Raw genomic sequence first — 23,975 nt, 5'->3', positions numbered from 1 at the left:
TGTCAACCGTGGCAGTACCGAAAAGAAGAACGTCAACTACTCGCAAAAACAAGCGGCGTACACATTTCAAACTGGCCGTTCCAGGTATGGTTAAATGTGATAACTGTGGTGAATATAAATTAGCTCACCGGGTGTGCCCATCATGTGGCTCATACAAAGGTGAAGAAGTTGTTGCGAAATAATTATTTTTATTGATGAGGAGCCTATGGCTTCTCTTTTTTGTACTGGTAAGAAAGTACAAGATTTTGCCCTGCCGGTACGACGATAAGGTCATAAGATTCGGTTGGGCGATCAGGTAAGCGCCCAATCTGAAAAAATAAACGGAAAAATTCCGCCTAATTAGAAAATGAATGAAAAAATTGCTTAAATAGACGGAGAAATTCCGCTTATCGAATCGAAAAACATGAAAATGGAGGGTTTTTGCCGTGCATAAGCGGAAAAATTACCCTTATGTACCCGTGAAACAAGCGCCAGGATGCATATAACCGGAAAATCTCCGCTTATTTTACTCCGGCCGCGTTACTTAATTAAGGATCCAAATGATTTATTAGAAAACTTGGCTTCGCCAAGCCTTTGGCGAAGGCGAAGACTTAGTTGCGCTTACACTCGTTTCCTTGAATCTTTAATTTTTTTATACTTTTTTATCAGTGTTAGAAAACTTGGCTTCGCCAAGCCTTTGGCGAAGGCGAAGACTTAGTTGCGACGGCCATGGACGGCCTAGTGTCCGGTGAGCCGCAGGACGCGGCGTTTTTTCGGACCGCTTACACTCGTTTCCTTTAAATGTTTTCTTATACTTTCCTACCGGTGTAAACTAGAAATGTCTGTTCAAGACAAGGTGGATGATTCAAAAACGCATTTGGAGCAAAGGGACTTTCGTATGTAAGGAACCTTCGCTAAGCACGCATATGTCCTGTATGCAACGTGAAAGCCATCACATTCTTCGGAAGTAAGGACCAAGCACTTTTTACCCGGTCTTTCTAATACTGGTATGAAAGTACAAGAAACAATAAGTTCACGGAAAGCGGTCTGGAAATAAAGGAGCCTCGAGCAGCGATGCTCACTCCCTATGAGCAATGTCGAAGTCACCGCATCCTGCGGTCAACCGGACACTTGGGCCGTCTGTGACCGTTGCAATGGCGGCTTCGCCTTTCGCTAAAAGCTTTGCAAAGCTAAATTTTCTAACCTTTTTTCTCATTCTCTTCTACCGACCCTATCAACGGCATATGGTATGGAATAAGAGCTTCGCTCGAATTAGAATTTGAGAGAAAAGAGGGAAGATAATGCCATCAATAAGACAAGACGCGTGGACGCACGCTGAAGATGTCGAACTTGCAGACGTCATTCTTCGTCACATTAAAGAAGGAAGCACTCAGCTCGCAGGTTTCACCGAAGCCGGGAGCCGGCTGTCTCGTACACCTGCTGCATGTGGGTTTCGCTGGAATTCCGCTATCCGAAAGGTTAATGAAGAAGCGTTGAAGGAAGCAAAAACAATCCGTAAACAGAACAAGAATAAAGTGAAAAAGGCGTTACATCAAACAAAGCAGGAAGATCCGGGTTTTTCCGCAACTGTGTTGGATCAAATTCCTCAAGTGCCTATTTCAGAGCCGGACATCGATCAAATGATCTGTTTCTTGAGTGAATTAAAGAAACAATACAATGGAGCCGATTCCCAAATAGCAAATGAACAGCTGGAGAATTTACGAATTGAAAATAAGTTATTAGATGAAGCCTATCAGAAGCTTCAAAAAGATTATTCGCGTGTTAAAAGCAATTATGAATCGCTGCTTAATGTGCTGAAAGTGGTTGATCAAGCGAGAAAAGATTTCCCATCAATAAAAGAATCAGTGCGGTGAGGTGCCCGAACAGGGCACCTTTTTGCGTTGTGGAAAAAGATAAAAATCAGCAGATCATGCGTTTTGGCAACTACAAACCAATGTCATGTGTCGGTGAGTAAGGACCGGGCGCTTTTTGCCCAGTTTTTCTAATGAAAAAGCCTTAGTGAAATGCCTCTGTTAACTATCTTTTTTTTGATTTAGAAGGAATGGTGCGATGTAAGGGCGAATTTAGAAAATAGAGTGGTGGAAAGTGGGGGATTGTGGTAAAGTAAAACAAAAGAGGAGGCGGCTCTAATGTTTATGGGAGAATTTAATCACAGCATAGACATAAAGGGACGTCTCATCATTCCATCTAAATTTCGTGAAGAGCTTGGATCCGAATTTGTGGTTACACGCGGTCTTGATCAATGCCTTTTTGTTTACCCAATGAATGAATGGCACAGAATAGAAGAGAAGCTCAAAGCGCTCCCTTTTACAAAAAAAGATGCGCGCGCGTTTACTCGTTTCTTCTTCTCGGGAGCGAGTGAGTGCGCATTGGACAAGCAGGGGCGAGTGTCGATCAGCAATGGTCTTCGCGAGTATGCGAAACTGATGAAGGATTGTGTTGTTATTGGTGTGTCCACACGCCTTGAGATTTGGGATCAAGAAACATGGGGGCGTTATTTCGCGCAATCAGAAGAATCATTCAATGACATCTCGGAGAGCCTGCTCGATCTAGACCTTTAATCAGGACACAGATCGAATTTGTTCCACTGGTGGGGAAGATAAAAAAATTCAAGGAAACGCGTGTAAGTGGTTCGGTAACTAAAGGAACTTCGACTAACGACGCTCACATCCTATGAGCACGCGTCGAAGTCACCGCATCGTGCGGAAGCGTCCTGCGGCTCACCGAACACTAGGCCGTCCATGGCCGTCGCGATGGCGATTTTGCCCTCGCCAGAGGCTTGGCAAAACCAAGTTTTCTAATGTGAGACAGGGGTAGGTTATTATGTTTGAACATGTTACCGTGTTAAAGAAAGAAGCGATAGAGGGACTTGATCTCAATCCCGATGGAATCTATGTGGATTGTACGCTAGGGGGCGGAGGTCACAGTGAGGTGATCGCCGCGCAGCTTGATCAGGGCCATCTCTACGCATTCGATCAGGATGATGAAGCGCTGCATGCTGCGTCTGTTCGATTGAAGGCTTATTCAGAAAAAATAACGTTCATAAAATCAAACTTTAGATATTTGGAAGATGCGCTTCGTCAACGCGGGGTATCTCAGGTTGACGGAATTCTCTTTGATCTCGGTGTATCTTCCCCGCAATTCGATCACGCGGATCGAGGATTCAGCTATCAACATAATGGTCCGCTTGATATGCGAATGGATCAGCAACAGACACTAACAGCCGCCACAATTGTTAATGAGTGGTCGTTTGAACAATTGGCGCGAATCTTTTTTATGTATGGTGAAGAACGTTTTTCAAAATCGATTGCCAGAAAAATCGAGAAGTTTCGAGAGCAGCAACCGATTAATACTACAGAAATGCTTGCTGAAATTATCAAGGATGCAATTCCTGCTCCTGCGCGAAGGAAAGGAGGACATCCGGCAAAACGTGTTTTCCAAGCCTTGCGTGTCGCGGTAAATGACGAGCTGGGAAGCTTTGATGATGCACTGACCCAAGCACTTCGCATGTTGAAGGTCGGCGGACGCATTGCTGTCATTACGTTTCAGTCACTAGAAGACAAGCTTTGTAAGCAATTTTTCAAGAAATATAGCGAACCCCCGGAATTGCCTCCAGGATTACCCGTTGTTCCGGAAGCCTTTTTACCTGTATTAAATAAAATCAGCAGGAAACCGATTGTACCGTCTTCAGGTGAAGTTAAAGCCAATAATCGTTCGCGATCGGCAAAATTGAGGATTGCAGAGAAAGTCAGAGAAATTAAGGAGGATGAGGAGCAATGAATCAGAGTCAAGCATATAAGGTACAAAGACAGGAGCATCTTGAACAAGCACCGCGTGAAGGGCAAGTTGTTATTACCAGACGAGTGACTAAAGGAGAAAAAACGCTCTGGGTTGTTGCAGGCGTTGTTATCTTTCTGCTGTCGCTCTGTATCGTTGCAAATCAAGCCAACCTATATATGGCGTCACAAGATGTCACTTCCCTACAGTCTAAAATTGATGATCAAACGAAAGTGACACAACAGCTCAAGACGGAATCAGATCGATTAAGCTCACCCGACCGAATTGTTCGGTTTGCAGAAAAGGAACTCGGCTTGAAACTCGACATTGAAAATATCAAAGTACTTCCTTAAGGTGGTTTGTTCCCATGTTCCAACGCAAAAGAAGATTAATAAGTTTTTGGGCAGGGTTGGTCGGCGGGCTTTTTTTGCTGGCTTTTTTTGTCATTATTGGGCGGTTTGTTTATATCGCACAAGGTAAGGAAATTGACAATCATCAATTATTAAGCGTTGGAAAAAAACAATGGTCACAATACAAAATTATCGATGAAAAACGAGGAACCGTTTATTCTGAGAATGGACGTATTCTTGCGGAAGATGTTCCCGCCTACACGCTTTATGCAATCGTTAGCCCGGATAGTGACAATCATGTGAAAAACAAGCAAAAAACCGCTGAGGCTCTGGCACCTATACTCGATATGAAGACAGAAGATGTCCTAAAAATCCTCAATCGAAAAGCATACCAAGTTGAGTTCGGCACAAAAGGAAAGATGCTGAGCTATTCAAAGAAGAAGCAAATCGATCGTTTGAAACTACCGGGAATCGGCTATCTTACCGAGTCGAAGCGCTATTATCCGGATCAGTCAAGCGCTGCTTATACACTTGGATTTACTCAAATTAATCCTCAGAACAATCAGCAAAAAGGTGTGTTCGGCATTGAACAATCGCTGGATCAGTATCTAACTGAGAAGGACGGATCTGTTCGGTATTACCGCAGCCTTTCCGGTGTACCCATTCCGGATGAGAAGCAAAAAGTAAAGAAAGCCTCTCCAGGAAATGATGTTTATTTGACCCTTAATACACGGATTCAAACGGTATTGGATCAAGCGATGTCCAGAGTAAGTGAAGAATACAAGCCCGACAGCATGATTGGAATTGTCGCCGATCCGAAAACAGGAAAGATTCTTGCGATGTCTACGTCCCCGGGCTTTAATCCCAATAATCGTGATATTAAGCAATTCAGTAACGCGGCAATCTCTGAGCCGTACGAGCCCGGGTCGGTTATGAAAACATTCACAGTTGCCTCTGCAATTGATGCGGGTGTATACAAAGGATCAGATACATATCAGTCCGGTGATTATAAAACGGATGGCGGAACGATCCATGATTGGAGGCGTCAAGGATGGGGGACAATAACATTTGATCAAGGCTTTGAATTGTCCTCAAATGTTGGAATGTCTGTTCTCACGGATAAATATCTTGGTGTAAATAAATTAGGAGACTATTTACGAAAATTTGGGTTTATGCAAAAAACAGGCATTGATTTGCCTGGTGAACGTGCGGGAATAGTTAACTGGCAATGGAAACTTGACAAGCTTGAGGCCTCATTTGGACAAGCGTCCGCATTTACCGCAATGCAAATTGTTCAGGCGGCAACGGCAATTGGCAACGATGGCAAAATGATGCGACCTTATGTTGTCGACCGTATTGTGAACCCGAAAACAAAGAAAACTCTTTTAAAACATCATCCAGTTGTTGCCGGTCATCCAATCTCGGCATCAGCTGCAAAACAAACGCGCGCGCTCATGCGTAAAGTGGTTACAGACAAAGATGTCGTTAACGGTTCGAGTGCTACAGGTCTCGCTTATGATCTCCCAGGATACAGCGTGATTGGGAAAACCGGTACGGCGCAGATTTCTCTTAACGGTCAATACATGTTTGGAAAAAACAACTATGTCTATTCATTTCTCGGCATGGCCCCTGAGAAAGATCCGAAGCTGATTGTTTATGTGGCGGTTAAACAGCCCCAACTCAAAGCCACAGAACTTGGACCGGAACCGGTAGTGGACATTGTACGACCGGTAATGACGAGCGCATTGCAATATCTTCAAGTAGATAAAAAGGCAACTGAATCGGTTGAGAAATTGCAATTGCCATCTGTTCAGTTTGAGAACTATACAGGAGCAGATATGAATGCGACCGTACAAGAATTGAAACAGAAAGGAATTGTTCCAATAACGATAGGATCGGGAACAATTCAGAAGCAGCTCCCTTATCCGGAGGAAAAGCTGTTTACAGGAAACAAAGTTATTTTGTCCGGTAGTGGGCAGAAAAAAATGCCAAATCTAACCGGATGGTCACTAGCAGACGTAATGAAACTGGCAGAGATGGAAGAACTCAAGCTCGTTGCAAAAGGAAACGGCTTTGTTACCCAACAAAGCATCGCAGCAGGTGCCGATTTAAAATCGGGAGGTGTACTGACCGTTACCTTGCAAGGGCAAAAGACAAATGCTTCTTCAAACGCCTCGGAATCGACGGCTGAGTCCGGCTCAAGCAATCCTTAACAAAACTGTTCAAAAGCCCCCATTTAGTGCGCGCAAAAGGTCCATACATTCCGGTTTGGATCTTTTCGCATACGCTCTAATGCACGAGGGGCTTGTTCTATTTTTTCGTGCTCACTCATATGGGTAGGACAAGGAAAGATAGGAGGGGGCTTGCGTGTGCGTGTGTCGAAAGTGACCGTCAAAAGACGGCTGTTGTTTTTCCTGTCGGCAGGGATTGTTGTTTTTGCTGTTTTCATTTTCAGGATGGCTTATCTGCAGCTTTTTGAAAATAATTGGCTGATGAATTATGCGCTTAAATCATGGAGCAGAGAAATTCCCTATGAAGCGGAGCGGGGCAAAATTTTGGACAGCCGCGGGAAGATTCTGGCGACTAATATTAGCAGCCCATCTGTTCTTGTCGTGCCACGGCAAGTCAAAGATAAGAATAAGACTGCTGATAAACTCGCAACCGTGCTTAATATGAGCCGTGAGAAAGCGTTTGAAAAGATTACGAAAAAAGAGTCCATTGTGCGCATTACACCCGAAGGCCGAAAAATTTCGAATGAGAAAGCAGCGCAAGTTAAATCGCTTGGCCTTCCAGGTGTCTTTGTCGCGGAAGATTTCAAACGTGATTATCCAAAGGGAAATTATTTGGCTCATGTTCTTGGATTTGCAGGGATCGATAATCAAGGACTCACCGGTCTCGAATCATACTATAACGAAGGTTTGCAAGGTGAGGACGGCCATGTCGATTTCTTCTCCGATGTTAACGGCAATCGAATGTCTAATTTGAAGGATCAGTACGTTCCGCCAACAAGCGGATCCAGCCTTAAATTGACTATTGATTCACGTGTGCAGTCGATCATTGAGCGTGAACTGAATAATACAGTCGCCGCCTATCATCCTGAGAGTGCAGTGGCGATTGCTATGGATCCGAACACCGGCGCGATCCTTGGCATGTCGTCTAAACCGGATTTTAATCCGGAGAACTACAAAAATGTCTCCCCGGAAGTATACAATCACAACTTGCCTATTTGGAAAACGTATGAACCTGGATCAACGTTCAAAGTCATTACGCTTGCAGCGGCACTTCAAGAAAAAGCGGTCGATTTAAAAAAAGATCATTTCTTCGATTCAGGCGCGATTGAAGTAGGAGGGGCGAAGCTGCATTGCTGGAAAAAAGGCGGTCATGGATCGGAGACCTTCCTACAAGTTGTGCAGAACTCATGCAACCCTGGTTTTGTCGCGCTAGGCGAGCGTCTCGGAAAAGACAAACTTTTCTCCTATATTGATAAATTTGGTTTTGGTGACAAGACGGGCATTGATCTACAAGGTGAAGCGAAAGGTATTCTGTTTAATAAAGATAAAATCGGACCGCTTGAAGCAGCAACAACGGCATTTGGTCAAGGTGTTTCTGTTACGCCCATTCAGCAGATCACTGCTGTATCAGCCGCAGTCAATGGAGGTTATCTCTATCAACCGCATCTAGCAAAGGCTTGGATTGACACCGATACAGGAAAAACGATCAATCGAATTGAGCCGGTGATGAAGCGCCGTGTCATATCAGAAGCGACTTCCAAAGAAGTTCGCAGCACATTGGAAAGTGTTGTCGCTCAAGGGACGGGGCGCAACGCTTATGTTCAAAACTATCGTATCGGCGGAAAAACAGGAACAGCGCAGAAAGTCGATCCGAAAACAGGGCGCTATATGAGCAATAATTATATTGTCTCATTTATGGGATTCGCTCCGGCGAATAATCCGAAGATTGTCGTTTATGTAGCCGTCGATCATCCTAAAGATACCGTTCAATTCGGCGGTACTGTAGCCGCGCCGATAGCGGGCCGGATCATATCAGACAGCTTGAGTGCGATGGGTGTCAAGAAGCAGAGCGGCGGGTTGGAGAAAGAATTGCGCTGGCCGGATCAGCCGCTCATCACGATACCGAATTTAAAAGGCATGGATAAAAACGATTTGAGAAATACGCTCATCGACCTGAAACTGAAGACCGAAGGGGATGGCGACGTGGTCACCATGCAGTCGCCCAAGCCTGGAATTAAGGTCAAACAAGGTTCAACAATAATGATATACTTAGGTGACAAAAAGAAGGCAGACGATTAAAATAAGCAATGGACGAAAGGGAGCGCGGTATTTATAAACCGGCCCCCGCTCATACATAAAGTGCGGAAAAAAACGGGTTGTATTCGATCAATTCCCGCACCATGTTATCTGAATTATAGTTGGAAATGATCACATGTTAATTATGTGAGTGCTCCATATTAAGTTGACAAGGGACGTGTCAAGTAATGAAACTTTCGGATTGCCTGAAGGCACTTGCCAATTTTCGGCAGGAAGGAATGGGAAATCCAGAGATTAACGATCTCATTATCGATTCACGGCTTGTGAAGCCTGGATCTCTATTTGTATGCATCAAAGGTCATCATGTGGATGGTCATCGTTTTGCGGTTCAAGCGGAAAAGAGCGGTGCAGCCGCAATCATCGCTCAGGACAGTGTTGACGTTTCAATCCCGGTAATCTATGTAGGGGACACGCATCGAGCTTTAGCAATGATCGCCGATCACTTCTACGGATACCCAAGTCATGATCTTCATATGGTTGGTGTTACAGGCACAAATGGAAAGACAACCATCACATACCTCGTCCAGTCCATTCAGGAGGCTTCAGGAATCAATACCGGGTTGATTGGGACGATGGGAATGCGTTATAAGAATGGATTTATCCCTGTTCAAAATACAACACCTGAGGTTCATTTGATTCACAGAAGTCTTGCGAAAATGAAAGCACAGGGCGCTTCCTCTGTAGTGATGGAAACTTCTTCAAACGCGCTTTATGACGGCAGAGTACACGGTTGTGACTTTAATGTCGGTATCTTTACCAATTTAACGGAAGACCATCTGGATTTACATGGAACGATGAAAGATTATATGTATGCTAAAAGTTTACTTTTTTCTCAGCTTGGCAACAGCTATGGTACCGGTCAAGTAAAAGCAGCAGTTCTGAATGTGGATGATCCCGCTGCCGATGTGTATAAGCACATGACCGCGGCTCATGTTATTACTTACGGGATCAATAAGCCCGCTGATTTCTATGCGTCATCGATTCAAATAATGCCTGCGGGCACACAATTTATTTTGAATACCCGAGAGAAGAGTTACCCTGTTTCAATGAAGCTGATCGGCAAGTTCAGTGTGTATAACGTGCTTGCTGCACTCGCCGCCTGCTCACTACAAGGACTTGATCTAGCGGAAATGATTCAGACGGTGGAGCAGATAAAGGGGGTTCCGGGACGGTTTGAACCCGTTGACGCCGGACAGGACTTCACGGTGATTGTAGACTATTCGCACACACCGGACAGTCTCGATAACGCGCTTAGTACGATCCGGGAATTCGCTGAAAAAAGAGTGATTACCATTGTGGGCTGCGGTGGAGACCGCGAACGCGGAAAACGGCCGATTATGGCTAAAATTGCCGTTGACAAAAGCGACCTTGCTATTCTAACATCAGACAATCCGCGTACTGAAGATCCTGATTCGATTCTTCAGGAAATGGAGACCGGTGTAACGAATCGCGCTTACCGAAAAATTACCGACCGCCGTCAGGCGATTCGCTTTGCGATGCAGCATGCCAAAAGCGGGGACATTGTTCTAATTGCGGGAAAAGGTCATGAGGATTATCAGATTATCGGCACGCAAAAGCATCATTTTGATGATCGTGAAGAAGCACGTTCAGCTATCCTTGAACGATATAATATTAATAAATGATCGGACAGTAACTGTTCGCATTAAGGGAGAGTAATCGATGGGTATTGGAGTAGATATAATCAGAGGCCAGGCGATTCAGACAATCGGGGATGCGGGACATTTAGAACGTCTGAATATCATGACGGACAGTCGCAAAGCTGCGGCAGACAGTCTCTTTGTGCCTTTGGTGGGGGATAACTTCAATGGTCACCACTATCTGAAGCAAGCAATTGAGCATGGGGCTGAAGCGGCAATCTGGATGGAGAGAGAACCGCTTCCCGATAAGATTCCTGATGGATTTCCTGTTTTTTTTGTCCGTGACACACTAACGGCACTTCAAAATATGGCAAAAAGCTACCTGAATCAAGTCCATCCTAAAATAATTGCCGTCACGGGATCGAATGGAAAAACAACGACGAAAGATATGATTTACAGCATTTTGAGCCAGACTTACAAGACGTTTAAGACGCAGGGCAATCTGAACAACCACATCGGTGTTCCACTGACGATTCTATCAATGCCAGAGAATACCGATGTTCTTGTGCTGGAAATGGGTATGAATCATTTCGGAGAACTTACTTATTTAAGCCAAATGGCGAGGCCGGATCTTGCGATAATCACTAATATTGGTGAGTCGCATATTGAATATCTTGGCAGCAGAGAAGGAATCGCTAAGGCGAAGCTCGAAATTGTCAATGGATTGAAAAAACGCGGAACACTGATTCTTGATGGAGATGAACCGCTTCTCGACAATATTCAAACAAATGCTTTTCAAATTGTACGCTGCGGCTTTGGTGATCAAAATAATTGGCGAATTACAGATGTTGACGAATCTGTGACTGGAAGTCGTTTTACACTAAACAAGCAGACAGAATCGTTTCATGTACCAGTTCTTGGCAGGCACAATGTGAAGAATGCTGTACTCAGCTTAGCAGCAGCACGTATTCTTGGTGTGGCTATTGAGAAGATTCGCTATGGGCTGGAACACTTGAGCCTGACAAAATTGCGCTTTGAAAAAGTCAAAGGACTGAATGGCTCCGTTCTGATTAATGATTGTTACAATGCCAGCCCTTCGTCGATGAGGGCATCTCTTGAAACCCTGAAGACATTACCCGGCTTTGAGCAGAGGGTGGCTGTGCTTGGTGACATGTATGAATTGGGCAGAAATGAAGAAGCACTTCACAAAAGTGTCGCTGAGATTGTGAAACCGCCGCTGACTCATTTGGTCACGATTGGCGACAAAGGTGCATGGATAGCGAAGGGACTTCAAGAAATCGGCGGTGATGAAACACTGGAAGTGCACGTATACCCGACAAAAGCAGCTGCCCAGCCTTACCTTGAATCGCTTTTGAATGATAAGACCGTAATGCTTTTCAAAGCGTCCCGACTGCTTGCTTTGGAAGAACTATCAGGCAAGCTGAGCGCAAAAGAATCAACTAATCAGTGAGCGATGCAGTGTAACTAGTAAATTATTAAAGTAATTAATAAATGTAAGCTGCGTATTTAAAGGAGCGAAAGGATTCATGACATTGACTTTATTATTTGGATTAGCCATTTCTTTTCTTGTGACACTTATTTTTGCACCTTTTTTTATCCCATTCTTGCGGAAGTTGCATTTTGGGCAGTACATTCGCGAAGAAGGTCCAAAAAGCCATCAGAAAAAAAGCGGAACCCCGACGATGGGCGGTGTCATTTTTCTGATCGGTCTCTTGGCGGGCATTCTCGTCATGGGTTTAAGATATCATGTAACGACACCGGACACCTATATGCTTCTGTTTGTCACGTTTGGATTTGGATTCGTTGGTCTGCTGGATGATTTTATTAAAATTTCAATGAAACGAAACATGGGCCTCACATCAAAGCAGAAGATGGCTGCTCAAATCATTATTTCGCTTATCTTTTGGTTCATTATTACACGTTATGATTATTCAACCTATCTCTCATTTCCAGGCACTAATTTAATGCTTAATTTACACTGGTTCTATCCATTATTCGTTATTTTTCTTCTGGTAGGTGTTCCGAACGCAACGAACCTTACTGACGGCATGGACGGCTTGCTCTCTGGTTTAGCTGTGATTGCTTTTGCGGCTTACGCGGTGATCGCATGGTTTACAATGAATCTTGGCGTTGCTGTTTTTGCGATGGTCATGCTCGGCGCGCTGCTCGGATTTTTAATTTTTAATGCGCATCCCGCACGTGTGTTCATGGGTGACACCGGCTCTCTGGCTATCGGCGGAGCTCTCGCAGGCATGGCCATTCTTACAAATACGGAAATTTTGCTTGCCGTGATCGGCGGTGTCTTTGCCATAGAGACACTATCAGTAATCATTCAAGTTATTTCTTTTAAAACGACAGGGCGCAGAGTCTTTAAAATGAGCCCGATTCATCATCACTTTGAATTATCAGGCTGGTCGGAATGGAAAGTAGTCACAGTGTTCTGGCTCGTTGGACTGATGCTCGCTGTTATTGGAATTTATTTGAAAGTGGGGGTTGTCAGTTGAAACCATTGACTGAGTATGCAAACAAAAAGGTTCTTGTTTTAGGACTTGGTAAGAGCGGTTTTGCGGCTGCGAAACTCATGAAAAGTTTGGGTGCTGATGTGACGGTCAATGACCGCAATGATCTGAGTACGAATGAACATGCGCGCAGTCTGAAAGCAATCGGCGTGCATATTGTTGACGGCGGTCATCCGCTGGAACTTATAAATAGTGATGTTGCCCTAATGATCAAAAATCCGGGTATCCCGTATACGAATCCGCTAATCAAGAAAGCTCTTGAACAAAACGTACCTGTTGTTACAGAAGTGGAGATAGCCGGACTCCTGTCGGATGCCCCATTCATTGGTATAACCGGATCTAATGGAAAGACCACAACGACGATGCTGATTGGTGAGATGATGAAAGGTTCCTCATTAGAACCGATTGTCGCAGGCAATATTGGTACTGCGCTTACCGCTGTTATTCAGACTGCGACAGAGAAAAATGTAATAGTTGCCGAACTTTCGAGTTTTCAACTCCAGGGGACAAGAGCGTTTCATCCGCATGTATCGGTTGTGTTGAATATCTTTGACCATCATCTGGATTATCACGGAACAGTAGAAAACTACGCAAAGGCGAAAGCGCAGATTACTGTAAATCAAACGCCAGATGATGCGTTAGTCTATAATAGCGACAGCGATCGAGTTGTGAAATTTGTCGCAGAAAAGTCAAAAGCGCAGAAAGTGCCGTTTTCACTTACACGCAAAGAAACGAATGGGGCCTATGTCTCGAACGGAGTAATCTATTTCAAGGATGAGCCAATTCTAAAGATTGAAGAGATGGGCTTGCCGGGTGAACATAATCTACTAAATGCGCTTGCGGCTGTGGCTGCCGCGGGTGTTTATGGTGTCAGCGCGCAGCATATGGCAGAGGTGCTTCGTTCTTTTAAAGGTGCACGCCATCGTCTTGAATACGTTGACGTCGTGCAAGGACGCACCATATACAATGATTCCAAAGCGACGAATATTATTGCGACATCTAAAGCGCTGCATGCTTTCCCGGGAAAAGAGATTGTCTTGCTTGCGGGAGGTCTTGATCGCGGCAACACATTTGACACGCTGATCCCTGAATTAAAGAAGGCACCGGTAAAGGCAGTTCTTCTTTTCGGGCAGACCCAAAAGAAATTATTGGACGCATGTGTTAAGGCACAAATTCCAGTGATCAAGGAAGTTGAAAATGTGGAGTCAGCTGTTCCTGAAGCGTTTGCTTTGTCTCGACCAGGTGATGTCATTCTTCTTTCGCCGGCATGCGCAAGCTGGGATCAATATAAATCTTTCGAGCAGCGCGGTGACATTTTTATCGCAGAAGTGAATAAGTTTAGATAAGAGGACAGGCCGGTGATAACGATCCGGCAATCTATGTCCTGGGTCTGAACGGAGTGTTGCTCATGCGCAAGTATCGTCAATCACCGGATATCTTTTTGCTTGTGATCACATGCATGCTGCTCGCAATCGGTTTAACGATGGTGTACAGTGCCAGTGCGGTTAAGGCGGCAGAGAACTTTGGTGATTCGTTTTATTTTCTGAAACGGCAGCTGCTCTTTGCTGCAGTTGGTGTTGGCTTGATGTTCACTGTTATGCGTATCGACTATCATTTTTGGAGAGCATGGGCGAAAATCGGTTTGATCGGCTGTTATTTTCTGCTCGTAATTGTTTTAATACCAGGTGTGGGGCTTGTACGAGGCGGAGCAAGCAGCTGGTTGGGTGTCGGCGCTTTTTCCATTCAACCTTCAGAATTCACTAAGGTTGCGCTGATCGTGTTTCTAGCGAAATATCTTTCAGAGCATCAGACGAAACTCCCATCATTTCGTAAAGGTCTTGTTCCATCCTTCATGCCTGTTTTACTTGCATTTGGACTGATTATTCTTCAGCCTGATTTAGGAACGGACATGGTCCTTGTGCTTACCTGTGTGATCATGATTTTTATCGCCGGCGCACGTATCCAACATTTTGTCGCAATTGGTTCAATCGGATTGCTTGGTTTTATAGGATTGATACTCTCTGCTCCATATCGGTTGAAGCGATTAACGGGCTTCATTGATCCTTGGCAAGATCCTAAGGACAGCGGATTTCAAATCACTCAATCTTTACTTGCTATAGGTCCTGGCGGTTTACTTGGGTTCGGATTGGGACAAAGCAGACAGAAATATCAATATCTTCCAGAACCGCAGACGGATTTTATTTTTTCGATTGTCTCAGAGGAACTTGGTTTTATCGGGGCGACATTTGTTCTTGTGCTTTTCTGTCTGCTGCTTTGGCGAGGAATTCTGATTGCCATCAAGGCACCGGATCTTTTCGGAACACTGCTTGCTGTCGGCATTACAGGAATGGTCGCGATCCAGATTATGATCAACATTGCTGTTGTCACCGGATTAATTCCTGTCACCGGCATCACCTTGCCCTTTCTTAGCTATGGCGGCTCTTCTTTGACGTTAATGCTTGTGTCAATCGGTATCTTACTTAACGTCAGTAACCATGCGAATTGAACGAGAACAGTAAATCGTATACGAAGATTCTAAAACCCTGTTATAATAACAGGGTTTGCTGTTTTATTAAAAAGAAAATACAATAGAATGTACGAGATAAGAGATCGCGGTGATGGAAACAGCTTGCCGAAGAAGATGATGGAAGAAGGAGAAGGAGTATGGACATGAAGAAAGTTGTTGCGCTTGAGGATCGTCTGCCCCAATTGAAAAAGGAGCGGAAGCAGAAGGCCAATCGGCGCTTTGCCTTTTACGCCTCTGTATTTTTCCTTTTGATTCTTGTTGTCGTTTACTTTCAATCGCCCTTAAGCAGAGTTCAGAAGATTTCAGTAGTGGGCCAGCAAATTGTGGGCAGCGATAAAGTCATAAAAGCGAGCGGCATTTCGAATAAAACACATATATGGGATATTCGTAAAAAGGCGGTAATGAGCCAAATCAAAAAATTGCCGACCGTGCAGACGGTTTCTGTGAAAAAGAAATTTCCGAATCAGGTCATAATCACGATTAAAGAATATACCCGTAAAGCTTATATACAGAAAAACGGCAACTTCTATCCTATTCTGCAAAACGGAACGACGCTAGGCAAACTTCAAAGCGGAAAGCTTCCCATCGATGCGCCGATACTTTTTGGCTTTTCAAAGACCGAGCCGCTTAAGAAGGTTGCCGAAGGACTCGCTAAGATTTCAAGACAAATGTCACATAACATTTCCGATATTCACTACATAGGGAAATCAGGAAGCGAGGACGACCTTGTATTGTATATGAATGATGGGAATAAAGTTATTGCCAGCACACAAACATTTGCCAAGAATATTAACTTGTATCCTGAAATTGCTGCCAATCTTCCAGAAGGAAAACATGGCACAATCCATCTAAGTGTCGGCACCTATTTTATTCCTAGCGATACCGAACAAGAAGATACCCAAAAGTAAACGAATGAAAACGCTCCTCGCACATTTTGCTTATCATGTATTTTTATCTTTTCTAGTGATTCAAGTTGGTGTAGACTATTAAATAGTTAAGATTCTTTTGTATGCGGCATTTTTTTAGCTATTTTAAGGGATAGGTCTAATTATCTATTTATTTTACCTAGAAATTTGCCGATATAACTATGAAATATAATGTGTTTTTATATGAATGAAATTTTAAAAGGGAATTGCTCCAATTTGTAGAATACAAACAGTAGGGTTTGTTTCTATCTAACAGGAACAAAGAAAGTGTTGGGTTGAATATAATGTCTTTTAAAACAAGTCGTAACTATTCAATGTCGGTTGACTCGATCCAATCATCCCTGAATAGAGAAATCATCAAAGATATTCAAGAAAAAGGGGGTGCCACAGAATGAACAGTGAGGATGTTTTTGTCAGTCTGGATATCGGCACGTCCAGTATAAAGACCGTAATCGGAGAGATGGCCGATGGAAGGCTTAATGTTGTCGGTGTTGGAGAAGCGGTCTCATACGGGATTAAAAAAGGTTCGATTGTCGATATCGATGCGACAGTTCGTTCAATTGGCAACGCTGTTGAACAAGCGGAGCGGATGGTCGGTATTAATATTAAGAGTGTGATTGTCGGCATTTCCGGGAATCACATCCAGCTTCGGCGGTGCCATGGTGTCGTGGCTGTCTCTGGTGAAACGCATGAAATTGGCGATGAAGATATCGCAAGGGTGATCGACGCCGCACAGGTCATGTCGATTCCTCCTGAGCGCGAGATTGTCGATGTGATTCCGGAGCAGTTCATTGTTGATGGCGTTGATGAAATTCATGATCCAAGAGGCATGATCGGTGTTCGTCTTGAAATGGAAGGGACGTTGATTACCGGTTCAAAGACTTTGCTGCATAATCTTCTGCGATGTGTCGAACGCGCAGGATTGACGATATCGGATGTTTGTCTCCAACCGCTTGCGTTGGGATCGGTTGCGCTCTCAGAAGACGAACAGAATTTAGGCGTGGCATTGGTGGATATTGGCGGCGGGTCAACGAGCGTTGCCGTATTTGACCAAGGCTCCTTAGTTTCTACTTTTGAGCTTCCGATTGGCGGCAATCATGTGACGAAGGATATTTCCATCATACAGAAGATACCAATGGATGAAGCGGAGCAGACCAAAATCAAACATGGCGTTGCATATTTAGGGGCGGCGTCTGATGAAGATACGTTCACCGTATCACAAATTGGAAGCGACAAGAAACAAGCGATGACTCAAGAGGATTTGGCTGAGATCATCCAGGCACGCATGGAAGAAATGTTTGACATTATTCAAGAAGAACTGCGTCGTATTGGGGTCTATGACTTGCCGGGGGGATTTGTTTTAACCGGTGGAGTTACGGCGATGCCTGGTTTGGCCGATCTTGCGTCACATCACTTGAACTCTAGTGTGCGTATCGCATCACCGGACTATATTGGTGTGCGTGAGCCGAAGTATACAGCGTGCATCGGTTTGATTCAATTTGCCTATCACAACGTTAAAATACAAGGTAAGGAAATCGCAGCGGCGATTGCACCTGAGAATGACCGTTATGAAGCTGTACAGAAACAGCAGAAAAAGAAAAAATCAAAACAAGCCCCTAGAGATCATGAAGGCGTCACAACCAAAGTGAAAAATTGGTTTAATCTGTTCTTTGACTGATCGGGCTGCGGAATGATTAAATGGGAGGAAATGAACAATGTATGATCACGATACGGACACGGAAAATCTAGCCAAAATTAAAGTCATTGGCGTTGGCGGCGGCGGAAATAATGCGGTTAACCGAATGATCGAAAGCGGTATTCAAGGTGTTGAATTTGTTTGTGCGAATACTGATGCTCAGGCACTCAAGCTTTCTAAGGCGGATGTTAAGCTTCAACTTGGCGAGAAACTGACACGCGGCTTAGGTGCCGGTGCTAACCCTGAAGTTGGAAAAAAGGCCGCTGAGGAAAGTCATGACCAGGTTGAAGAAGTACTTAAAGGGGCAGATATGGTCTTTGTAACCGCCGGTATGGGTGGCGGCACCGGGACAGGCGCCGCGCCTGTTATCGCGGAAGTTGCGAAAGAAGTTGGCGCTTTAACTGTCGGTGTAGTCACACGTCCGTTCACTTTTGAAGGAAGAAAACGGGCGAAGCAGGCGCAAAGCGGTATTGCCAATCTTAAAGAAAAAGTTGACACATTGATTGTTATTCCTAATGATCGTCTGCTTGAAATTGTAGACAAAAACACACCGATGCTCGATGCTTTTAGAGAAGCTGACAACGTGCTCCGCCAAGGTGTTCAGGGGATTTCGGATCTTATTTCTGTTCCCGGCTTGATCAACCTTGATTTCGCGGATGTAAAAACAATCATGACCGAAGGCGGATCGGCGCTGATGGCGATCGGTGTCGCGTCGGGTGAAAACCGGGCGGCAGACGCAGCCAAGAAGGCAATCTCAAGTCCGCTGCTTGAAAAATCGATTGACGGTGCGAAAGGTGTACTGATGAACATTACCGGAGGCACGAATCTGAGTCTTTATGAAGTAAACGAGGCGGCGGATATTGTTGCGACAGCTGCAGATGAGGAAGTAAACATGATTTTCGGTTCTGTCATCAGAGAAGAACTTGATGATGAAATTGTTGTCACGGTAATTGCTACCGGCTTCGAGGAGCGTGAAAAAGTTGGCGAAGCTCCACAGGCAGATCAGGATCTTTTTCTACGCAGAAGACAAAGCTCCGAAGGTTTAGGTGCTTCAAAATTGCGTGAGCAGCATCGTGAGGAAACGGTGAGTCCGGTTCAAAAGCCTGCCCGCAGATCTCATAGCATTGTTGAAGATGAAGATACGCTTGATATTCCAACCTTTCTGCGTAATCGGCGCAGGAAAAACGACTAATGACTTGATTTGTTAGACTTGGTTATTTTCTCCCAGAACGTTCCATAAAAAAACAAGCTCGAGAGCAGGAATGATTTATTTTCTGTTTTCGGGCTTTTTTTCATAGATAAAAACGGCACATTTTGGTATGAACGAACAGAAATTAAGGCATTTCTATTACCCCCACTCGGTCACCGGACCAATCGACCCGCTAAGATGGTTACACCAGTACGTATTGCGAATGTCAGTTTATCATAGTAAGATTCAAAGATTTTTTAAATCAAAATTGCGACAAAAGCAGCCAAAAAAACTGCAAAATCCCACCCACAGAGCGACAGACTTTCCTTCAGATGGCCCGTATACTATTCCTAAACACGCAAAGAAGGTGGGAGCGTTGGTCGTCTATCTGGATGCTGTTTGGGCGCTCAATCTATTTATTGACGCTTGTCTCTTAAAATTAACTGCGCTCATGCTTAAAAGACAGACGAGTCGGCTTCGATTTTGGTCCGGGGCGTTTATCGCTTCAGCAATCGTGCTTATTCTTTTTACACCAGCCGCGTTCGTAGTTGATGGTCCGTTTGGCAAATTGCTTTATTCTGCCATGATTATTTTTGTCGCGTTCGGATTTCATCGGATTTCTGTTTTTCTTCAAAACCTTGCTGCTTTTTATTTCACTTCTTTTGCGATTGGCGGCGGATTATTCGCTGTTCATTACTTTTTTCAGGACGGTTCATTTTATGCGAACAGCCGCTTTTTAAATACTATGAATTATGGTGATCCAATTAGTTGGATCACAGTGATCGTAGGTTTTCCTGCTCTCTGGTACTTTTCGAAGAAGCGTCTTGACCAGACGGCTGTAAGAAAGTGGAACAGTACAACACTTGCGGATGTCACGGTGCGTTTCTTAGATGTTTGCATTGAGACAAAAGCGATGATTGACAGTGGGAATAAATTAGCTGATCCATTGACACGAGCGCCTGTGATGTTTCTTGAAAAAAGCGTTTGTGCCGGGAGAGTGCCGGAAGAGTTGTTTCAAAAAGACAATGCATCATCGCCTTCTTTGAACTTAGAGGGGATTCCGGATGACTGGAGAAACCGAATTGCATGGGTTCCATATCGCGCTGTTGATGGTTCCGGTCAGTTAACCCTCGCGGCGCGACCTGATCAAGTACTGATCCTTCTTGACGGCAAGCAGATCGAATGTACGAAATCACTTGTAGCATTTGTCGATCATTCACTGAGTTCTTCCGGCGACTTCAACAGTATTCTGAACCCGGACATGCTGCTGCATGGAAAGATCATTGAAACGGCTTCATGACATGAAAAATTAGGGAGGTTGATTCCGGATGAAAACCACTTTTTTGAAGCTATGGCGTTGGGTACTTATTAAGCTTGGTGTGAAACCAAAGGAAATTTATTATATCGGTGGGAGTGAAGGACTTCCTTCGCCTTTGTCAAAAGAAGAAGAGGCCGAATTAATGAAACTGCTTCCCTTAGGAGACCCCAAAGTGCGGGCGACTCTTATCGAACGAAATCTACGTTTGGTCGTCTACATTGCTCGTAAATTTGATAATACGCGGATTAACATTGAAGATCTGATCAGCATAGGAACTATAGGGCTGATCAAAGCTGTGAACACGTTTAATCCGGAGAAGAAAATAAAGCTTGCCACATATGCTTCACGCTGCATTGAAAATGAGATACTCATGTATTTACGCAGAAACAGTCGAACACGCTCTGAAGTCTCGTTAGATGAACCTCTGAATGTGGATTGGGACGGCAATGAATTGCTCCTGTCCGATGTGCTGGGCACGGAAAATGACATAACAACGAAAAATATGGAGCGGAAGGTTGAGCGCACACTTTTGAAGAAGGCGATGCTGATGCTCAATGATCGTGAAAAAGAGATTATGACACTGAGATTTGGGTTATCAGGAGGTAAGGAAAAAACGCAAAAAGATGTGGCCGATGAGCTGGGCATTTCTCAATCGTATATTTCCAGGCTTGAGAAAAGAATAATAAAACGTCTAAAAAAAGAATTTAGCAAAATGGCTTAGTGGCGCGTGTTCGCAAATCTTCCCGGTTTTGCTGTGCATAAAATGGTTGCCTACGGAGATACTTGACCATATAGCAGAGGTTGAAAAAGAACCCGTTTAACTGGATCACGGTGTTTTCTTTCATCAGCCGCTAACGCAAGTTTTCGACAATGGGGGGTCATCTTATATGGCACGGCATAAAGTGGAAATCTGCGGAGTGGACACATCGAAGCTTCCTGTCTTGAAGAATGTGGAAATGCGAAAGCTTTTCGCGGAACTTCAATCAGGCAAGCTCGAGGCCAGAGAAAAGCTAGTGAATGGGAATCTCCGCCTTGTTCTGAGTGTCATTCAGCGCTTTTATCACCGCGGGGAATCTGTTGACGACTTATTTCAAGTCGGTTGTATTGGTTTAATGAAATCTATCGACAATTTTGATTTGGGTCAAAATGTTCGGTTTTCAACCTACGCCGTTCCCATGATCATTGGTGAAATTCGTCGTTACTTAAGAGATAATAATCCAATTCGTGTCTCTCGATCTTTGCGGGATATGGCCTATAAAGCGCTTCAGGCCAAAGAGCGTTACATAGCGAAACATTCAACTGAACCGACAACCGCTGAGCTTGCGAAAATGCTTGACTTACCGGTGGAAGATGTTGTGTTCGCAATGGATGCGATACAGGATCCGGTTTCATTGTTTGAACCGATCTACAGTGATGGCGGGGATCCAATATTCATCATGGATCAAATTAGCGATGATAAGCATAAAGACAAGGATTGGGTTGATAATATTTCACTTAAAGAAGCGATGAATAAACTTCATGACCGTGAAAAGCGAATTGTCGCGATGCGCTTTTTTTATGGGAAAACACAAATGGAAGTCGCACAAGAAATTGGCATTTCACAGGCTCAAGTATCAAGATTGGAGAAAATGGCCATAAAGGAAATGAATCAGGATATCGGTCCCTAACACTTGCACTTGCAAGTGTTTCTTTTTTGCGCAGAAAAATAAGATGGCAGATACGCTTTCGCCGCACACAGCTAGCTGATGAGCTTTTTAATGTCATAGTGATTATTTCCGGGGTAATGGAAAGGATCAATTTTATACTTCTCAACGCCTGCTTCCGCCCATATATATTAAGGGACAGTACGAGGAGGGGTATGAATGCCAAGAATTTCTGATTTTCAGACCAAAGAAGTTGTGAATGTCGAAAATGGAAAGCGATTGGGACATATCGGTGATCTTGATGTGAATCTGTCTTCGGGCAAAATTGATCACTTGATTATACCTGGAGCGGGAAAAATTATGGGCTTGTTTGGGAAAGAGGACGATATTGTTGTCCCATGGAACAATATTGTGAGAATTGGAGCTGATGTCATTCTTGTCCGGTTTTATAACGAACATGATTCGACGATTAAGAGCGAAGATTAACTAATTAAGGAGTTTTCTCGATGATTATGGTAAAATAAAAAGAAAAGTCCGGTCATTTTGATGAGGAAAGGATGAGAACGGTGAGTGAACCCTTTTCATTTCGAAGCGGACCTTTGTTGCGCTTGAAAACAATCGATACCGGCGATCTAGAAATCCATTCAGGATTTACACTTCGAACGGAGGGTACGAGTCAAGGACCTTTCACATCAATGAACTTGGGTCTTCATGTCGGTGATCGTTCGGACGATGTACTCGCAAATCGACATCTTGTCGCGCAGAGAATAGGCATTCCACTTGAACGCTGGGTGTGCGCGGAGCAAGTGCATGGCGCGGAAATTGCCCGGGTAACGCACAAATCTGCAGGATTAGGCGCAATGTCCCTTGATTCGGTTGTCAAGGGTGTGGATGGTTTGTTTACAACTGACCCGGACATAGTGCTCGCTCTTTGCTTTGCTGATTGCGTTCCCATTTTTTATCAGGCGCAAAATCCTAATGCGATTGGAATCATGCATGCCGGATGGCGTGGAACCGTTGCCCGAGGTGCTGCGCATATGATTGAACGCATGACGCGTGACCTTGACATGACACCTGAAGCATTGCATGTTGTCATTGGTCCATCAATAAGCGGCGAGGATTATGAGGTTGATCAAAAAGTGATTGATCAGGTATGCACGCTTGACCGTTCGCTTTGGGAGCAGTCCGTAGTTTCCAAAGGTTCCGGAAGCTATCTGCTTGATTTACGAACTTTGAACCGATCAATTCTTGTTGCGAGCGGTGTGCCTGAACGTCAGATACAAATAACCGGCTATAGTACGTACGCGCGTCCCGATCTGTTTTTTTCTTTTCGACATGATCATGGAAAAACAGGGCGGATGATGGGGTATATCGGAATGAAGAAAAAGGAGAGCAATGAATCGTGAAAGTTGCGGATAATCTTAGACAAGTACAGTCCCTCATTGAGGACGCATGTGAACGCTCAGGACGGCACTCAGAAGACGTTACCATAATTGCCGTTACAAAATACGTTTCTGCTGAACGCGCTCAGGAGGCTGTAGACAGTGGGATTACGCATCTCGCTGAAAATCGGAAAGAAGGTTTGCTTGAGAAACTGGCGTTCATTCATGATGAACGTGTTACATGGCATCTGATTGGAACCTTGCAGACGAGAAAAGTGAAAGATATTGTTGAAAAAGTGGATTATTTCCACGCCTTGGACCGTCTCAAATTGGCAAATGAACTAAATAAACGCATGAAAAAAGGAACTTTAAATTGTTTTGTCGAAATGAATATCTCTGGCGAGGAATCTAAACATGGCATTACTGAAGAGGAACTTGATTCTTTCATTGATGCATTAGCAGAGTTTGAGCATCTTCGCATTGTCGGTTTGATGACAATGGCGCCGAATACAGAGGATCGAGATGTAATTCGCCATGTGTTTCATCGGCTGCGCCTTCTACGCGACCGAATTCGTGATCGGAACATCGACTATGCTCCATGCACAGAGCTCTCCATGGGTATGTCGCACGATTATGAAATCGCTGTTGAAGAAGGAGCAACATTTGTGAGAATTGGCACGTCACTCGTAGGTAATGAATGA

The 23,975-nt window shown here is 44.3% G+C and carries 21 protein-coding genes; all 21 read left to right on the top strand.

Features of this window, described 5'->3' with window-relative positions:
- The first annotated feature begins 8 nt into the window (after nucleotides 1-8).
- Nucleotides 9-182, top strand: coding sequence for a 50S ribosomal protein L32 (rpmF, locus tag ABWW58_RS04240; protein ID WP_093671737.1), 174 nt, complete (start codon nucleotides 9-11; stop codon nucleotides 180-182).
- Between the two features lie 1,098 nt (nucleotides 183-1,280).
- Nucleotides 1,281-1,853 (top strand): hypothetical protein, encoded by a 573-nt coding sequence (locus ABWW58_RS04235; protein ID WP_353867985.1) that lies wholly within the window; start codon nucleotides 1,281-1,283, stop codon nucleotides 1,851-1,853.
- Between the two features lie 276 nt (nucleotides 1,854-2,129).
- A complete protein-coding gene (gene mraZ, locus ABWW58_RS04230) occupies nucleotides 2,130-2,561 on the top strand; it encodes a division/cell wall cluster transcriptional repressor MraZ (RefSeq protein WP_353867984.1) in 432 nt (143 codons plus the stop codon).
- 262 nt (nucleotides 2,562-2,823) lie between these two features.
- Entirely contained in the window at nucleotides 2,824-3,780 is a 957-nt protein-coding gene (rsmH, locus tag ABWW58_RS04225; RefSeq protein WP_353867983.1) for a 16S rRNA (cytosine(1402)-N(4))-methyltransferase RsmH, read from the top strand.
- The gene (gene ftsL, locus ABWW58_RS04220) at nucleotides 3,777-4,130 is read left to right on the top strand and encodes a cell division protein FtsL (protein ID WP_353867982.1); all 354 of its coding nucleotides are present in this window, start codon (nucleotides 3,777-3,779) and stop codon (nucleotides 4,128-4,130) included. The genes rsmH and ftsL overlap by 4 nt, the downstream gene beginning before the upstream one ends.
- 14 nt (nucleotides 4,131-4,144) lie before the next feature.
- The gene (locus ABWW58_RS04215; RefSeq protein WP_353867981.1) at nucleotides 4,145-6,340 is read left to right on the top strand and encodes a PASTA domain-containing penicillin-binding protein; all 2,196 of its coding nucleotides are present in this window, start codon (nucleotides 4,145-4,147) and stop codon (nucleotides 6,338-6,340) included.
- Between the two features lie 156 nt (nucleotides 6,341-6,496).
- The gene (locus ABWW58_RS04210; protein ID WP_353867980.1) at nucleotides 6,497-8,437 is read left to right on the top strand and encodes a stage V sporulation protein D; all 1,941 of its coding nucleotides are present in this window, start codon (nucleotides 6,497-6,499) and stop codon (nucleotides 8,435-8,437) included.
- 185 nt (nucleotides 8,438-8,622) lie between these two features.
- Nucleotides 8,623-10,098, top strand: coding sequence for a UDP-N-acetylmuramoyl-L-alanyl-D-glutamate--2,6-diaminopimelate ligase (locus tag ABWW58_RS04205; protein WP_353867979.1), 1,476 nt, complete (start codon nucleotides 8,623-8,625; stop codon nucleotides 10,096-10,098).
- 37 nt (nucleotides 10,099-10,135) lie between these two features.
- A complete protein-coding gene (locus ABWW58_RS04200; protein ID WP_353867978.1) occupies nucleotides 10,136-11,524 on the top strand; it encodes a UDP-N-acetylmuramoyl-tripeptide--D-alanyl-D-alanine ligase in 1,389 nt (462 codons plus the stop codon).
- A 76-nt stretch (nucleotides 11,525-11,600) separates the two neighbouring features.
- Nucleotides 11,601-12,578 (top strand): phospho-N-acetylmuramoyl-pentapeptide-transferase, encoded by a 978-nt coding sequence (gene mraY, locus ABWW58_RS04195; RefSeq protein ID WP_353867977.1) that lies wholly within the window; start codon nucleotides 11,601-11,603, stop codon nucleotides 12,576-12,578.
- A complete protein-coding gene (gene murD / locus ABWW58_RS04190; protein ID WP_353867976.1) occupies nucleotides 12,575-13,939 on the top strand; it encodes a UDP-N-acetylmuramoyl-L-alanine--D-glutamate ligase in 1,365 nt (454 codons plus the stop codon). The genes mraY and murD overlap by 4 nt, the downstream gene beginning before the upstream one ends.
- A 62-nt stretch (nucleotides 13,940-14,001) precedes the next feature.
- On the top strand, nucleotides 14,002-15,099 hold the full coding sequence (gene spoVE / locus ABWW58_RS04185; RefSeq protein WP_353867975.1) for a stage V sporulation protein E: 1,098 nt from the start codon (nucleotides 14,002-14,004) through the stop codon (nucleotides 15,097-15,099).
- A 164-nt stretch (nucleotides 15,100-15,263) separates the two neighbouring features.
- The gene (locus tag ABWW58_RS04180) at nucleotides 15,264-16,028 is read left to right on the top strand and encodes a cell division protein FtsQ/DivIB (protein WP_353867974.1); all 765 of its coding nucleotides are present in this window, start codon (nucleotides 15,264-15,266) and stop codon (nucleotides 16,026-16,028) included.
- A 409-nt stretch (nucleotides 16,029-16,437) separates the two neighbouring features.
- Nucleotides 16,438-17,724, top strand: a complete 1,287-nt coding sequence (gene ftsA / locus ABWW58_RS04175) for a cell division protein FtsA (protein WP_353867973.1) — start codon at nucleotides 16,438-16,440, stop codon at nucleotides 17,722-17,724.
- 37 nt (nucleotides 17,725-17,761) lie between these two features.
- Nucleotides 17,762-18,934, top strand: a complete 1,173-nt coding sequence (ftsZ, locus tag ABWW58_RS04170; protein WP_353867972.1) for a cell division protein FtsZ — start codon at nucleotides 17,762-17,764, stop codon at nucleotides 18,932-18,934.
- Nucleotides 18,935-19,307: 373 nt separating this feature from the next.
- The gene (spoIIGA, locus tag ABWW58_RS04165) at nucleotides 19,308-20,231 is read left to right on the top strand and encodes a sigma-E processing peptidase SpoIIGA (RefSeq protein ID WP_353867971.1); all 924 of its coding nucleotides are present in this window, start codon (nucleotides 19,308-19,310) and stop codon (nucleotides 20,229-20,231) included.
- Nucleotides 20,232-20,259: 28 nt separating this feature from the next.
- The gene (gene sigE, locus ABWW58_RS04160) at nucleotides 20,260-20,970 is read left to right on the top strand and encodes an RNA polymerase sporulation sigma factor SigE (RefSeq protein ID WP_353867970.1); all 711 of its coding nucleotides are present in this window, start codon (nucleotides 20,260-20,262) and stop codon (nucleotides 20,968-20,970) included.
- A gap of 166 nt (nucleotides 20,971-21,136) precedes the next feature.
- Nucleotides 21,137-21,916 carry an RNA polymerase sporulation sigma factor SigG gene (gene sigG, locus ABWW58_RS04155; protein WP_353867969.1) on the top strand — a complete coding sequence of 260 codons (780 nt, stop codon included), beginning with the start codon at nucleotides 21,137-21,139 and terminating at the stop codon, nucleotides 21,914-21,916.
- Between the two features lie 195 nt (nucleotides 21,917-22,111).
- Nucleotides 22,112-22,378, top strand: coding sequence for a YlmC/YmxH family sporulation protein (locus ABWW58_RS04150; protein WP_093671773.1), 267 nt, complete (start codon nucleotides 22,112-22,114; stop codon nucleotides 22,376-22,378).
- Between the two features lie 80 nt (nucleotides 22,379-22,458).
- On the top strand, nucleotides 22,459-23,298 hold the full coding sequence (pgeF, locus tag ABWW58_RS04145) for a peptidoglycan editing factor PgeF (RefSeq protein WP_353867968.1): 840 nt from the start codon (nucleotides 22,459-22,461) through the stop codon (nucleotides 23,296-23,298).
- Entirely contained in the window at nucleotides 23,295-23,975 is a 681-nt protein-coding gene (locus tag ABWW58_RS04140) for a YggS family pyridoxal phosphate-dependent enzyme (protein WP_353867967.1), read from the top strand. The genes pgeF and ABWW58_RS04140 overlap by 4 nt, the downstream gene beginning before the upstream one ends.

It is taken from the genome of Sporolactobacillus caesalpiniae, from assembly GCF_040513385.1.
Classification (GTDB): domain Bacteria; phylum Bacillota; class Bacilli; order Bacillales; family Sporolactobacillaceae; genus Sporolactobacillus.
The sequence above is the reverse complement of the archived record's forward strand: the minus strand, read 5'-3'. Positions and strand labels throughout refer to the sequence as shown.